Consider the following 14,084-nt stretch of genomic DNA (forward strand, 5'->3'; position numbering starts at 1 on the left):
CTGCATGCAGCTGCCTGCGGCGCAGGGGGTACCGACAGGATGGCCGCTCACTCGGTGAGCAGCCGTCCTGTCGGTCCGTACACCACATAAATTTCTAGACAGAGGGGTTCACATGGCGAACTACACTGCCGCTGATATCAAGGCTCTGCGCGAGCGCACCGGCGCCGGCATGATGGATGTCAAGAAGGCTCTTGACGAAGCCAACGGTGACGCCGAAAAGGCCATCGAAATCATCCGCATCAAGGGCCTCAAGGGCGCCACCAAGCGCGAAGGCCGCTCCACTGCTGAAGGCMTGGTTGCTGCCAAGGTCGCCAACGGCGTCGGCGTGATGATCGAAGTCAACTGCGAGACCGACTTCGTCGCCAAGGCTGACAAGTTCATCCAGCTGGCCGACAAGGTCCTGGCCGTGGCTGTCGAGTCCGGCGCTGCCGACCTCGAGACCCTGCTGGCCAGCGAGGTTGACGGCAAGCCGCTGTCCGAGGTCGTCATCGAAGAGGGCGCCGTTCTGGGCGAAAAGGTTGTTGTCCGCCKCCTCTCCCGCATCGAGGGCGCTACGGTCGACGCTTACCTGCACAAGACCTCCAAGGACCTCCCGGCCCAGGTCGGCGTCCTGTTCGCTGTTGACGGTGAAGGCGAAGCAGCTGCCACGGCAGCCCACGACGTTGCCGTCCACATCGCCGCCATGTCTCCGAACTACCTCACCCGTGAGGACGTTCCGGCCGAGCTCGTCGAGTCCGAGCGCCGCATCGCCGAGGAAACCGCAAAGGCCGAGGGCAAGCCCGAAGCTGCGATGACCAAGATCGTCGAAGGCCGCGTTACCGGCTTCTACAAGGGCGAGGTCCTCGTTGACCAGGCATTCGCCAAGGATGCCAAGAAGTCCGTCGCCCAGGTCCTCGAAGAGGCCGGCGTCAAGGGAACCGCCTTCACGCGCTTCCGCGTCGGCTCCTAGCCAGACAACAGTCAGGCACTGGTCAGACATACGTCGGACAATAGCCAGACATGCTAAGGGGGTGGTCACCACGGTGGCCACCCCTTTTGCATGCATGCACGAGGTACCCGTTTCGGCCACAGCCGGAATGCCGCCTTGGGCCCCCAGCACGATAACCTAACTCAGAGTTCACCAACGGGAAGGCACCATGGAAACCGTCACCACTTCAGCCMAGCCAAAGAAGAACAGGCGCCGCGTCCTCTTGAAGCTCTCCGGCGAGGTCTTCGGCGGCGGGAAACTGGGCGTTGACCCGGACACCGTCCGTGGCGTGGCCAAGCAGATCGCGGCCGCTGTTCCCGACGTCGAGGTCGCGATCGTCGTCGGCGGAGGCAACTTCTTCCGCGGCGCCGAACTGTCCCAGAGCGGCATGGACCGTTCCCGCGCCGACTACATGGGCATGCTGGGAACTGTCATGAACTGCCTCGCGCTCCAGKACTTCCTGGAACAGGCCGGGGTGGAAACGCGCGTGCAGAGCGCCATCACCATGGGCCAGGTCGCCGAGGCCTACATTCCCCGCCGCGCCATCCGCCACATGGAAAAGGGCCGGGTTGTCATTTTCGGCGCCGGCGCCGGCCTGCCCTACTTCTCTACGGACACCGTGGCGGCCCAGCGCGCCATGGAGGTCCACGCCGACGTCGTCCTGATGGCCAAGAGCGGCGTCGACGGCGTCTACACCGCCGACCCCAAGAAGGACCCGACGGCGGAGAAGCTCCACCGCCTCAGCTACGACGACGCTCTGCGCCGTGATATCCGGGTCATGGACCAGACCGCGATGACCATGTGCAAGGACAACAACCTCACGATGGTGGTCTTCGGCATGGAAGGCGAGGGCAACGTCACCCGCGCCATCCGCGGCGAAGACCTGGGCACCGTCGTCACCCCCTAGCAACGGCTAGGATGTTTTMAGGACCTTTCCGCTGCCAGGCGGAAAACACAGGCGCCAGGCGGAATGCACAGGCGCACAAGAAAACGTGCCGCGCCCCGGCCGCCGGGACGCACCAATTTCTGAGGAGAGACCGTGATCGAAGAAACCTTGCTCGAAGCCGGGGACAAGATGGACAAGGCAGTTGAGGTAGCCAAGGAAGACTTCGCCTCGATCCGGACCGGCCGCGCAACGCCTGGCCTGTACAACAAGGTCATCGTCGAGTACTACGGCACCCCGACGCCGCTGCAGCAGCTGGCCTCCTTCGCGGTCCCGGATGCCCGCACCATMCTCGTCACCCCGTACGACAAGACGGCCCTGCGTGACATCGAGCGCGCCCTGAGCGACTCTGAGGTGGGCGCCAACCCCTCCAACGACGGCAATGTCATCCGGATCACCATTCCGGAGCTGACCAGCGAACGGCGCAAGGAATACGTCAAGATCGTCAAGTCCAAGGGCGAGGACGCGAAGGTGTCCATCCGCAACATCCGCCGCAAGGCCAAGGAAACGCTGGACCGGCTCGTCAAGGACGGCGAAGCCGGCGAAGACGAGGGCGCCMGCGGCGAGAAGGAACTGGACGCCATGACCAAGGMGCACGTGGACGGGATTGACGAGCTGCTCAAGCGCAAGGAAGCTGAGCTGCTCGAGGTCTGATGAATCAGGCACAGKAGGCCTCCGGGCCGCGCGCCCGGAGGCGGGRGAAACCACGYGAAAACCCGACGCCCAAGGCGGGCCGGAACCTGCCCGCCGCTACCGTGGTGGGCGTTGGCATGCTCGTGTGTGTCCTGGGCGGACTGCTTTTCCTCCCGCTGGGMTTTGTCCTGATCACCATGACCTTCGCGATCTTCGGCGTCTGGGAAGTCTTCCGCGCCCTGGAAGCCGCCGGCACCCGCGTGCCGATCGTCCCGGTGATGGTCGGCACGGTGGCCATGCCCATCGCCGCCTACTTTGGCGGCCTCGAGAGCCTGCTGTTTGCCATGCTGGCTAGCAGCGTGGCAGTGCTGTTGTGGCGGACCCTTGAGGGCGCGGCCGGATCGGCGCGCAGCATCTTCGCCGGGGTCTTCACCCTGTCCTGGGTGCCGTTCATGATCAGCTTCGCGGCTCTGCTGCTGCACACTCCCGACGGCGAGACACCGGTCGGGCTCTGGCCTGGCGGTGTGATCCCGCCGGGCGCCTGGCAGATCGCGACGCTGCTGCTCCTCGTGGTTGCCAATGACACCTTCGGCTACCTCGTGGGCGCCTCCCTGGGCAAGCATCCGATGGCTCCCAAGATCAGCCCCAAGAAGACCTGGGAAGGCTTCKCGGGGTCGATCGCGGGAGCGGTGATCATCGGCGTGCTCGCCACGGTCTTCGTACTGGGCAAGCCGTGGTGGGTCGGCGTCGTGCTTGCCGTGGGCATGGTGGCCGCCGCCACCGCCGGCGACCTCGCCGAATCCATGGTCAAGCGCGAGCTCGGCATTAAGGACATGAGCAGCATTCTTCCCGGCCACGGAGGCGTCATGGACCGCCTGGACTCKATCGTTTTCGCCTCCCCGGCAGCGTTCATTCTCTTCTCCGCCGTCGCTGGCGCATAGGCGCATCCCGGACCAGCCCTTCCGGCCCCTAGAATGGTGCCGAGCAAACCAGCCGAACGGCATCGAAGGAACAAAGTAACAGTGGACATTCAACGGCAGATTCCTGCGTCTTTTGACCGCGTGCAGCGGAACCAGTACGGCTATAACGCCAAGCAGGTCGACGATTTCCTGCAGCGCGCACGGGTGTCGTTCGAAGCTCCGACGTCGGCCGCACGCGCCATCAAGAGCGCCGACGTCCGCGCTGTCTCMTTCGACCCCGTGAAGGGCGGCTACGCCGCCTCCGGTGTGGATGCCGCGCTGGACCGGCTCGAGGACGCCCTCGCCCGGCTGGAGCGCGATGAGCTGGTGGCCGAACGCGGCGAGGAAGCCTGGCTGCGCGAAATCGGCCGGCTCGCGGGGGTCCTGCGCGGGCGCCTGCACCGCCCGGACGGCCAGCGGTTCCGGCGTCCGTCCAAGCCCAAGGCCCGCAGCTACAACACCACCGACGTTGATGACCTCTGCCACGAGCTGATCGGCTACCTCGAGGAGGACCAGCCGCTGAGCGTGGACAACGTCCGGCGTGCGGTGTTCCGTCCCGCCGTGGGCCGGGACGGCTATGAGGAAAGCCAGGTGGACGCGTTCCTGGAACGCGCCGTCGAGCTCATGGCCGCCATCGACTAATCCGCCCGATGGCCCGACGTCGGGTCAGCGTTCCGTCGCGAGCGGCCGTTCCGGGGTGTGCAGCCGCGTCATGACGCGTGTCATGGTCCGGGGCACCCGGCCCTGCGTTGCCCGCGACACCAGCACCATCACGGCGAACGCGACCGGGACCGTCCAGGCGGCGGGCTGCGCCAGCCACGACGGCGTCGCCGMTACGCCCAGCACCGAACCGGCCACCATCGCGCTGCCGCAGAACACCCCGCCCGTCACCATGCCCGCGATCGCCCCGGCATCCGTCAGCCCCCGCCACCAGATGCCCAGCAGCAGGACCGGGCAGATTGTCGAGGCGGTAAAGGCAAACACCAGACCCACACTGCCGGCCAGCGCCATCGATTCGGTCATCGACGCGATCCCGAGCGGGACCAGCGCAGAGATGAGTGCGGCCAGCCGGAAGCCCCGCACACTGCMGCCAAACACGTCCTGGCTGATCACGCCCGCCAGCGAGACCACCAGGCCCGACGTCGTCGACAGGAACGCGGCAAACGCCCCGGCCACCACCAGCGCCGACAACAGGTCGCCGGCCATCCCGCCAACCACCCGGCCCGGCAGCAGGAGCACCAAGGCATCGGCCTGGCCGCTTTCGGCGAGGTCGGGGGCCACGACGCGGCCGATCATGCCGTAGGCCGTCGGGAGCAGGTAGAACACCGAGAGCAGACCCAGGACAATCAGGGTGGTCCGGCGCGCTGACTGCCCGTCCGGATTCGTGTAGAACCGGACCAGTACGTGCGGCAGCCCGAGGGTTCCAAAAAGCAAGGCCACGAGCAGCGAAATGATCTGATACGGGCCCGCAGGGGCCAGTGCCGACGGATTCACGGCGGGGGGTGCCGCGGGGGCGGTAGGGCCCGTGGCGCCCCCCAGCACCAACAGGATGAACACGATGGGCACCGCCAGCGCGGTCAGCTTGAGCCAGTACTGGAAGGCCTGGACAAACGTGACGGAACGCATCCCGCCCGCCACCACAGTGATGCAGACGACGGCGACCACCGCCACGGGTCCCACCCACGCCGGCAGGCCCGTGGTGATCCGGATGGCCAGGGCCGCGCCGTGCAGCTGCGGGACGATGTAGAGCCATCCGACCACCACCACCACCAGGCTTGTGACCCGGCGGACAGCACTCGAATCAAGACGCGCCTCGGTGAAATCCGGAATCGTGTAGGCGCCCGAGCGGCGCAGGGGAGCGGCGACGAACAAGAGCAGCATCAGGTACCCGGCCGTGTAGCCCACCGGATACCAGAGGGCATCGGTGCCGGAAAGCAGGATGAGCCCGGCGACACCGAGGAAGCTCGCGGCCGAGAGGTACTCCCCGCCGATCGCCGAGGCGTTCCACCACGGCTTGACCGTCCGGGACGCGACGTAGAAGTCCCCGGTGGTGCGCGAGATTTTCAATCCGTAGAAACCGACAACGGCGGTGGCGAGCGTGACAGCGGCGAAGGCGGCCACTCCGACGACGGGGTTCACGTTCCGCCCGCCCGTCCCGGCAGGTGCCCCGCCGCCCGGCCGGTCGCCTGCCCCGTCACCGGCCCCCTCATGCGTCCGGTCATGCGTGCCGTCACTTGTCGCCGGCGAGGTCGCGGTAGCGGGCCTCGTTCCTGGCAGCCGTCCGCACGTACAACCAGGCGCTCAGACCGATCACAGGATAGATCCCGGCGCCMAGCAGGACCCAGTCAAAGGGAAGGCCGGCAATGGTGGAGTCCRCCAGGCCCGGGACCAGCCCCAGCATGAGCGGAAAGGCCAGCAGGATCAGCAGGAAGCCCAGGGCCACCACGAGCGCCAGCCGGAGCTGGGACCGGATGAGCGAACGGACAAACAGCTGCCCGGCGTCGGACTCTTCCGCCGCTTCGCGCAACGCCGCGGCGGAGCGCCCGCTGGTCAGGAGGGCGGTCGGCGTAAGGCTGCGGGGCGCCGTGACCCGGACCCGGGTCATGCCTGCGGCCGGATGCGGGTTGCCTCAAGCTTTTCCCGGACGGACGGCAGATGCCGGCGGCTGATGGGAAGCTCGGCGCCGGCCACGGTGACGCTGGGCCGCGCGGCGGCGAGCTTCATGTGGMCGACATGGCTCAGTGCGATCAGGTAGGAGCGGTGGATGCGCAGGAACCCGGCGTCGGCCCACTGCTGCTCGAGGTCGGCCAGCGGAACACGGATGAGGTAGCTCGCGTCCGCTGTGTGMAGCCGGGCGTAGTCGCCCTGCGCCTGGACGTACGTGACGTCCTCCCGCCGGATCATCTTGGTGGTTCCGCCCAGGTCCACGGTGATCATTTCCGGCGCCGGGGCGCCGTCCTTGAGCAGTTCGCTGATGCGTCCGATCGACTTCGCCAGCCGCTCGGCGCGTACGGGCTTGAGCAGATAGTCCACGGCCGCGAGCTCGAATGCCTCCAGCGCGCAGTCCTCGTCGGCGGTCACGAAGACGACGGCGGGCGGACGGGGGCTGCGGGAAATGGCCCGGGCAATATCCAGGCCGGACAGCGCCGGCATGTGGATGTCGAGGAAGACGGCGTCGACGTCTTCGGCCGCCAGCGCACGCAAGGCTTCGGCGCCCGAGGAGGCCCGGTGKATGGCGCCGATCCGGTCATCCTTGCCGAGCAGGAAGGCCAGTTCCTCAACGGCGGGGAGCTCGTCGTCGGCGACGAGGACGTTAATCATGGCAATAGCCTACTGCCGCAGGCATTTCCGAGAGCCTGGGGCCGCCGGCATCAGGCGTCGTGGCGGGGCTGGGACTTGGGCACGCGCATCGTGATCAGCGTCCCTTCGCCGGGCGCCGTCTCGATCACCAGGCCGTTGTCGTCCCCGTACACCTGCCGCAAGCGGGCGTCGACATTGCGCAGGCCCACGTGATCGCCGTCGCTGTGTCCGGCAAGAACGGACCGCAGTTGTTCCGGGTCCATGCCCACGCCGTCGTCCTCGATCGTCACTTCGGCGAACGCGCCGGAGTCGTTCGCCGTGATGGAAATATGGCCCGGGCCCTCTTTGGCTTCAAGGCCGTGCCGGACCGCGTTTTCGACGAGCGGCTGCAGGCTAAGGAAGSGGATCACGGTGCTGAGGACCTCCGGAGCGATCCGCAGGCTTACCTGGACGCGGTCCCCGAAGCGCGCCCGCTCCAGGAGCAGATAGCGGTCGATGCAGCGCAGCTCCTCGGCCAGGGTGGTGAAGTCGCCGTGGCGTCGGAAGGAGTAGCGGGTGAAATCGGCGAATTCCACCACGAGCTCCCGCGCACGTTCGGGGTCCGTGTTGATGAAGGACGCGATCGCGTTGAGCGAGTTGTAGATGAAGTGCGGGCTGATCTGGGCGCGGAGGGCACGGACCTCGGCCTCCATCAGGAGGGTCCGGGAGGCGTCGAGTTCGGCCAGTTCCACCTGGGTGGCCACCCAGTCGGCCACCTCGCCAGTGGCGCGGACGAGTCCGGCGCCGGCGGCCGGCGCGAAGGCGGCCACGACCCCCACCACCCGGGCGCCGGTCTTGATCGGGGCGATCACGACGGCGCGCTCCACCTCCGGAGCCAGCGTCCCGCCGCCGGCGGCCAGCAACTGGAGTTCACCCGCCGGAATGACAGCGAGGTGGCCGCCGTCGAGCACCTTTGACGCGAGYCCCATCAGGGACKGCCTGAGTTCCTCGCCGGCTCCGTCCCACGCGAGCACGCCGGTGGTGTCAGTGATGGCAAGGGCGTCGCAGCCCAGGAGGCCGCGCAACTGCCGGCTGGCTTTGGCCGCGCCGGCGGGGTTCAGCCCCGTCCGCAGGTACTGGCCGGCACGGGATGCGGCATGCAGCGTCTTGTAGGTGGCGCGCTCTGCATCGGTGCCGAGGTCGCGGAAGGAACGCAGGACCTTGAGTCCGACGGCGACGACCACCGCGATCGCCATGGCGATCACCGCTACTGCGGCGGCGGTGAACAGGGGAGAGTCCGGCATGGTGCTCAGCCTACCGTTGGTCCCGGGGCGGCCGGCGCGGGCCTGCATGGAGGCCAGGGGAGACGGCGTCCTGGACCGTTTGACTGCCGTTTGGCGCAGCATGGGGACCGTTTGGCTACGCGGGTACCGCCGGCACTGGAAGGTAATGCACGTCACGGTACACAGTGATTGCAGTCACATTTGCCGGAAGGTTGTTCCGAGTAGACCACGGCAGCCGGTGTGGATTCACCAGTCTCAATGAGGAGGAACCGATGGGTCACGACGCCCAAGAAGCGGACGCAGCGGCGGCCGTGGACTTCAAGGAAGTCCAGTCGACGAAGCAGTTCAAGGAACTGCGCAAACGTCACCGCAGCTTTGTCTTCCCGATGTCCATTGCATTCCTGCTCTGGTACTTCGCCTATGTCCTGCTGGCCGACTATGCGGTGGGATTCATGTCGATCAAGGTTTGGGGCAACATCAATGTCGGCCTGATCCTGGGCCTGCTGCAATTCGTCACCACCTTCGCCATCACCGGCTGGTACGTCAGCTACTCGAACCGCAAGCTGGACCCCATTGCCTCCGAGATCCGCAACGAAATCGAAGGGCACGAATTCGACAAGCACGGCAACCCGGTAGGGGGAGCATCAAAATGACACTCATGGTCCCCGCGGTCAATGTCACCGACCTCAAAGACACCACCCTGCTAAACATGGGCATCTTTGCCGTGTTCGTCGCGATCACCATGGTCATAGTGATCAGGGCCAGCCGCAACAACAAGACGGCGGCCGACTACTACGCGGCCGGCCGTTCCTTCACCGGCCCGCAGAACGGCACGGCGATCGCGGGCGATTACCTCTCCGCGGCGTCCTTCCTGGGCATCACCGGTGCCATTGCCATCAACGGTTACGACGGCTTCATGTACTCGATCGGCTTCCTGGTCGCGTGGCTCGTCGCCCTGCTGCTTGTCGCCGAACTGCTCCGCAATACCGGCAAGTTCACCATGGCCGATGTACTTTCCTTCCGGCTCAAGCAGCGCCCCGTGCGCATCGCGGCGGCCATCTCGACGCTGGCGGTCTGCTTCTTTTATCTGCTGGCCCAGATGGCCGGTGCCGGCAGCCTGATCTCCCTGCTCCTGGGTATCAGCGACTGGGGCGGACAGGCCCTGGTGATCGTCGTCGTCGGCGCCCTGATGATCATGTACGTCCTGATCGGCGGCATGAAGGGCACCACGTGGGTCCAGATCATCAAGGCCATGCTCCTGATCGCCGGCGCCGCCGTCATGACCTTCTGGGTCCTCGCGATCTACGGCTTCAACCTCTCCGACCTGCTGGGCGGCGCGGTGGAAACCTCGGGCAACCCGAACATGCTCAACCCGGGACTGCAATACGGCAAGACCGAGACCTCCAAGCTTGACTTCATGTCCCTCGGCCTGGCCCTCGTGCTCGGCACGGCAGCCCTGCCGCACGTGCTCATGCGCTTCTACACGGTTCCGACCGCAAAGGAAGCCCGCAAGTCCGTGGTGTGGTCCATCTGGCTGATCGGCATCTTCTACCTCTTCACCCTGGTGCTCGGTTACGGCGCTGCTGCTCTGGTGGGTGCTGACACCATCAAGGCCGCTCCGGGCGGCGTCAACTCGGCCGCGCCCCTGCTCGCCTTCCACCTCGGCGGCCCGCTGCTCCTGGGCTTCATCTCAGCTGTGGCCTTCGCAACCATCCTGGCCGTCGTCGCGGGCCTCACCATTACCGCGGCGGCATCCTTCGCCCATGACATCTACGCCAGCGTCATCGCCAAGGGGAAGGCCGACGCCGACACTGAGGTCAAGGTTGCCCGCCGCACCGTGGTGGTGATCGGCCTGCTGGCGATCGCCGGCGGCATCTTCGCCAACGGACAGAATGTCGCGTTCCTCGTGGCGCTCKCCTTCKCCGTTGCTGCCTCCGCCAACCTGCCCACGATCGTGTACTCGCTGTACTGGCGCAAGTTCACCACCCGCGGCGCCCTCTGGAGCATGTACGGCGGTCTGTCMGCGGCGATCATCCTGATCGTGCTCTCCCCGGTGGTATCGGGGTCCAAGACCTCGATGATCCCCGGCGCCAACTTCGCCATCTTCCCGCTKAGTAACCCGGGCATCGTCTCCATCCCGCTCGCGTTCTTCCTTGGCTGGCTCGGCACCGTMCTGGACAAGCGGAAGGAAGACCCCACGAAGCAGGCCGAAATGGAGGTCCGTTCCCTGACCGGCGTGGKGGCCGAAAAGGCCACCAGCCACTAGGACCCGCGTCCGACGCGCCCGGCCGGTTCCACAACGCTGGTTCCACAAAGCCGGTTCCACAACGGAGGAGCTCACGTGCAGCAGCACGGGAGCTCCTTTGTTGTGGGGCGGCGGGCTGCAGCAGGGAGTGATGTCCCGGGTCAGCGCTGCGGCCGCAGCCGGATATTGACCATCTTCAGCTCGTCGCTGCCCTCGAAACGGTAGACCAGCTMCACGCTCTTGGTGTCGCAGTCGATGGAGCCGGCGACGTCGGCCGAGTTGGTGCCGTTGCTGGAGCTGACTTTGAGGCTTGTGTAATTTGCCTTGCAGCTGTCGTCCAACCCCAGGCCGTGCACCCCGGCGGCGAACTCTTCCCGTGAGAGCTTCTGCATGAGGGCGGGGTCCAGGTACTTATCGTATGCAGTGTCGACGTCGCCGGCGATGATGAGCTTGTTGAAGTCGTCCGCGAGGCCCCGCGCCTGGTTCGTGGTTCCGCCCACCACATTGAGCAGGATGACGACGCCGGCAGCCGCCAGGAGCAGGACAACGCCCACGATCCCCAGGACGATCCACAAGGCCTTGCGGCTCTTTTTCGGGGGAGGCTGGGCCGGGCTCCCGTAGTATGGCGGACCGTAGGGCGGGGCGTAGCCGGGCGGGGCGTAGCCGGGCGGCGCGTAGCCGGGCGGCGCGGCGCTGTTCGCGGGAGGGCCGTACGGAGGGCCGTACGGTGGGGTGCCGCTGGCGGGAGGGCCGTACGGCGGGGCKCCGTACGGCTGCTCGTCCGGCGAAACCCCATTAGCGGGAGGACGGTAGGGCGGAGTTCCGGCAGGCGGAGCCGCATAGTACTGGACAGGCGGCTGCCCTGGTGGGGCGGGTGTTTGCTGCTCCGGTGCGGGCGGTGGGGGGTGGCCGACCGCGGGATCATGCCCGGGCTGTGGCGGTACCGGGCGGTGCGGTTCCTCGGGACTGCTCACTGTTCAAGCCTTTCCGGCAGTCCAGACATCCACCGCCTGTTGTGCAGGGCCGCGTGCGCGGCCCCAAAGGGCTCAAGGGGGACCCAATGGACACAGCCTAGCGCCGCGGCCGCCGACGGCACAGAGCAGGGGCGCAGAACGTCAGCGCGGACCATTAGCCCAGATCAGGTGCCCAGATCCGGCGCCGGACCAAGCGCCCGGAACGGCATCCCAGAGCGCAGGCTCGCCGGGGCCCGGAGATGCAGAAGATCAGGTGTCGGCGGATCCGCGTTCCAGCAGTGGCTGGATCCGGAACGGGATCAGTTCGCCCATMGCTAGGGCCGTATCGGTCCGGTCCACGCCGTCGCAGGCCAGGATCTTKCCGTTGATCCGGAACAGGTCCTCGGCGTCGAGGGCCACCACGYGCAGGAGCAGATCGGCCGAGCCCGTCAGGCCGTAGCCCTCCAGGATTTCCGGAATACCGGCCAGCTCCACTGCGAGGCTGCCCAGTTTCTGCTGCTGGACATGGACGGAGATGAAAGCCATGAGCGGGTACCCCAGGGACACCGGATTGATGCGCCGCTCGAAGGAGAGGAACACATGCTTCTTCTCCAGCTGGGCCATCCTGGCCTGCACCGTATTGCGCGATAACCCGAGCTTTTGGGCCAGAGCCACCACGGTCCGCCGCGGATCCCTGGCCATGGCCGAAAGTAGGCGGGTGTCCGTGCCATCCAAGGGTTGCATAATGCGCAAGATTAGCACGGTCCGCCGGTGCCAAACAGTGCATAATGCTCAGTATTTTTACGGGTGGTTGTACCCGATGAGCATTGTGAGTAGGGTMACAATTATCCGGGGCAACGGCGCCCGGGCGGCTGGCGCGCCGCGGGATCACGAGTCCTGCKAGCTCCGGTCAGACGACGTCAGAAGGTGCGGACAACTGTGTTTACCGACGACGCGGGCAAGGGCGGTATTTCCGCCGGGGGCCCCGGAAACAGTGAAGATACAACGAGGCGGACGGGCGGCGATCTCGTCCAGCTCATCACTCCCGAGGGTGAGCGCATCAGCCATCCCGAGTTTGATTCCTGGCTCCAGGATGTCAGCGACGAGCAACTTGGCTMGCTCTATGAGGACATGGTGGTCATTCGCCGGATCGATGCCGAGGCCACCGCGCTCCAGCGGCAGGGCGAGCTCGCCCTGTGGCCGCCGCTCCTCGGCCAGGAAGCATCCCAGATCGGCTCGGCCCGCGCACTGCGTGAGGACGACTTTGTCTTCCCCAGCTACCGCGACAACGGGGTGGCCTACTGCCGCGGAGTGAAGGTGGAAGACCTCGTCCGTGCCTGGCGGGGCAACGCCTCCGCCGGCTGGGACCCGTTCACGGTCAACGTGGCCACACAGCAGATCATCATCGGCGCGCAGAGCCTGCACGCCACCGGCTATGCCATGGGCATCCAGAACGACGGCGCCGACTGCGTCGCGGTGGCCTACTTCGGCGACGGCGCCACGAGTGAGGGCGACGTCAACGAGGCGATGGTCTTCGCCGCGAGTTTCCAGGCGCCGGTCGTCTTCTTCTGCCAGAACAACCACTGGGCTATCTCGGAACCGGTCCGGGTGCAGTCCCACATCCAGCTTGCGGACAGGGCTTCCGGCTTCGGCATCCCCAGCGTGCGGGTGGACGGAAACGATGTCCTCGCMGTCATGGCCGCCACCCGCATTGCCCTGGACCGTGCGCGGCACGGCGGCGGCCCCACCTTCATCGAGGCCGTCACGTACCGGATGGGCCCGCACACGACGGCGGATGATCCCACCCGCTACCGGGACGCCAACGAGCTCGAGGACTGGGCCGCGAAGGACCCGATCAGCCGGCTGAAATCCCTGCTGGACCGCAAAGGACTGCTGACCGCGGACCTCGAGGCCGCCGTCGCCGCCAAGGCCGACGCCGTGGCCGCGKAACTCCGTTACGGCACCATCAACATGCCCGAGCYGGCGCCGCTGGATATCTTCAAGCACGTCTACAGCACGCCCAACTCCTGGCTGGACCGCCAGCAGGACCACTACTCCCGCTACCTGGCTTCCTTCGGCGATCCCGCAGAAGCCGCTTCTGAAGAAGGTGCACGCTGATGCCGCAGATGACCTTTGCCCGAGCCATCAATTCGGGCCTGCGCAAGTCCCTCGAAAACGACCCCAAGGTCATCCTGATGGGGGAGGACATCGGCGCACTCGGCGGTGTGTTCCGCGTCACCGACGGGCTGCAGAAAGACTTCGGCAAGCACCGCGTCGTGGACACGCCGCTCGCGGAGTCCGGCATCATGGGCACCGCCGTCGGCCTGGCCTACCGCGGTTACCGGCCCGTGGTGGAGATCCAGTTCGACGGGTTCATCTACCCGGCGTTCGACCAGATCGTCAGCCAGGTCGCCAAGATGCACTACCGCACCCAGGGTGCGGTCAAGATGCCCATCACCATCCGCGTCCCCTTCGGCGGCGGCATCGGCTCCCCGGAGCACCACTCCGAATCGCCCGAGGCCTACTTCACCCACACCTCGGGGCTGCGCGTCATCAGCGTCTCCAACCCGCAGGACGCCTACACGATGATCCAGCAGGCCATCGCCTCGGATGACCCGGTGCTGTACTTCGAGCCCAAGCGCCGGTACCACGACAAGGGCGAGGTGGATGAGAACGTCGACCTGAACACTGCGCTGTCCATGGAAAAGGCCCGCGTAGTCACCGAGGGCAAGGACGTCACCCTCGTGGCGTACGGCCCGCTGGYCAAGACCGCCCGCKACGCCGMCCTGGCCGCCGCCGACGAARGCATCTCGGTCGAGGTC

At 66.7% G+C, this 14,084-nt stretch carries 15 protein-coding genes; 9 read left to right on the forward strand and 6 right to left on the reverse strand.

Annotated elements, in window-relative coordinates; genetic code table 11:
* Positions 1-112: 112 nt before the first annotated feature.
* The 5 genes from tsf (at position 113) to AC1DBQ_RS09350 (ending at position 4,144) form a co-directional block, all read left to right on the forward strand.
* Positions 113-949, forward strand: coding sequence for a translation elongation factor Ts (tsf, locus tag AC1DBQ_RS09330; protein ID WP_476928230.1), 837 nt, complete (start codon positions 113-115; stop codon positions 947-949).
* A gap of 187 nt (positions 950-1,136) precedes the next feature.
* Positions 1,137-1,874, forward strand: a complete 738-nt coding sequence (gene pyrH, locus AC1DBQ_RS09335) for a UMP kinase (protein ID WP_476928231.1) — start codon at positions 1,137-1,139, stop codon at positions 1,872-1,874.
* A gap of 132 nt (positions 1,875-2,006) precedes the next feature.
* A complete protein-coding gene (gene frr, locus AC1DBQ_RS09340) occupies positions 2,007-2,564 on the forward strand; it encodes a ribosome recycling factor (RefSeq protein WP_476928232.1) in 558 nt (185 codons plus the stop codon).
* Positions 2,564-3,484: a phosphatidate cytidylyltransferase gene (locus AC1DBQ_RS09345; RefSeq protein ID WP_476928233.1), complete on the forward strand. Its 921-nt coding sequence runs from the start codon at positions 2,564-2,566 to the stop codon at positions 3,482-3,484. Before frr ends, AC1DBQ_RS09345 begins: the two co-directional genes overlap by 1 nt.
* A 33-nt stretch (positions 3,485-3,517) precedes the next feature.
* Entirely contained in the window at positions 3,518-4,144 is a 627-nt protein-coding gene (locus tag AC1DBQ_RS09350) for a DivIVA domain-containing protein (protein ID WP_116768237.1), read from the forward strand.
* Positions 4,145-4,168: 24 nt separating this feature from the next.
* On the opposite strand, the gene AC1DBQ_RS09355 is transcribed toward AC1DBQ_RS09350, so the two are convergent.
* The 4 genes from AC1DBQ_RS09355 to AC1DBQ_RS09370 form a co-directional block, all read right to left on the reverse strand.
* Positions 4,169-5,641, reverse strand: coding sequence for a sodium/solute symporter (locus AC1DBQ_RS09355; RefSeq protein WP_476928234.1), 1,473 nt, complete (start codon positions 5,639-5,641; stop codon positions 4,169-4,171).
* Positions 5,642-5,732: 91 nt separating this feature from the next.
* A complete protein-coding gene (locus AC1DBQ_RS09360) occupies positions 5,733-6,107 on the reverse strand; it encodes a DUF485 domain-containing protein (protein ID WP_476928235.1) in 375 nt (124 codons plus the stop codon).
* Positions 6,104-6,823, reverse strand: a complete 720-nt coding sequence (locus AC1DBQ_RS09365; RefSeq protein ID WP_476928236.1) for a LytR/AlgR family response regulator transcription factor — start codon at positions 6,821-6,823, stop codon at positions 6,104-6,106. Before AC1DBQ_RS09365 ends, AC1DBQ_RS09360 begins: the two co-directional genes overlap by 4 nt.
* A gap of 50 nt (positions 6,824-6,873) precedes the next feature.
* Positions 6,874-8,085 (reverse strand): sensor histidine kinase, encoded by a 1,212-nt coding sequence (locus AC1DBQ_RS09370; protein ID WP_476928237.1) that lies wholly within the window; start codon positions 8,083-8,085, stop codon positions 6,874-6,876.
* 251 nt (positions 8,086-8,336) lie between these two features.
* On the opposite strand from AC1DBQ_RS09370, the gene AC1DBQ_RS09375 reads away from it, so the two are divergent.
* Together AC1DBQ_RS09375 and AC1DBQ_RS09380 are read left to right on the forward strand one after the other, a co-directional pair.
* A complete protein-coding gene (locus AC1DBQ_RS09375; RefSeq protein WP_476928238.1) occupies positions 8,337-8,717 on the forward strand; it encodes a DUF485 domain-containing protein in 381 nt (126 codons plus the stop codon).
* Positions 8,714-10,330, forward strand: coding sequence for a solute symporter family protein (locus tag AC1DBQ_RS09380; RefSeq protein WP_476928239.1), 1,617 nt, complete (start codon positions 8,714-8,716; stop codon positions 10,328-10,330). Before AC1DBQ_RS09375 ends, AC1DBQ_RS09380 begins: the two co-directional genes overlap by 4 nt.
* Positions 10,331-10,470: 140 nt before the next feature.
* Here the strand turns inward: AC1DBQ_RS09380 and AC1DBQ_RS09385 are convergent, their stop codons facing one another.
* Both AC1DBQ_RS09385 and AC1DBQ_RS09390 read right to left on the reverse strand, forming a co-directional pair.
* On the reverse strand, positions 10,471-10,884 hold the full coding sequence (locus tag AC1DBQ_RS09385) for a hypothetical protein (protein WP_476928240.1): 414 nt from the start codon (positions 10,882-10,884) through the stop codon (positions 10,471-10,473).
* 648 nt (positions 10,885-11,532) lie between these two features.
* Positions 11,533-12,006, reverse strand: coding sequence for an Lrp/AsnC family transcriptional regulator (locus AC1DBQ_RS09390; protein WP_476928241.1), 474 nt, complete (start codon positions 12,004-12,006; stop codon positions 11,533-11,535).
* A gap of 195 nt (positions 12,007-12,201) precedes the next feature.
* On the opposite strand from AC1DBQ_RS09390, the gene pdhA reads away from it, so the two are divergent.
* Both pdhA and AC1DBQ_RS09400 read left to right on the forward strand, forming a co-directional pair.
* The gene (gene pdhA / locus AC1DBQ_RS09395) at positions 12,202-13,380 is read left to right on the forward strand and encodes a pyruvate dehydrogenase (acetyl-transferring) E1 component subunit alpha (RefSeq protein WP_476928242.1); all 1,179 of its coding nucleotides are present in this window, start codon (positions 12,202-12,204) and stop codon (positions 13,378-13,380) included.
* A partial coding sequence (locus AC1DBQ_RS09400) for an alpha-ketoacid dehydrogenase subunit beta (protein WP_476928243.1) occupies positions 13,380-14,084 on the forward strand: 705 nt, incomplete at its 3' end. The genes pdhA and AC1DBQ_RS09400, both read left to right, overlap by 1 nt.

Source organism: Arthrobacter sp. 10T413_2 (assembly GCF_056394205.1).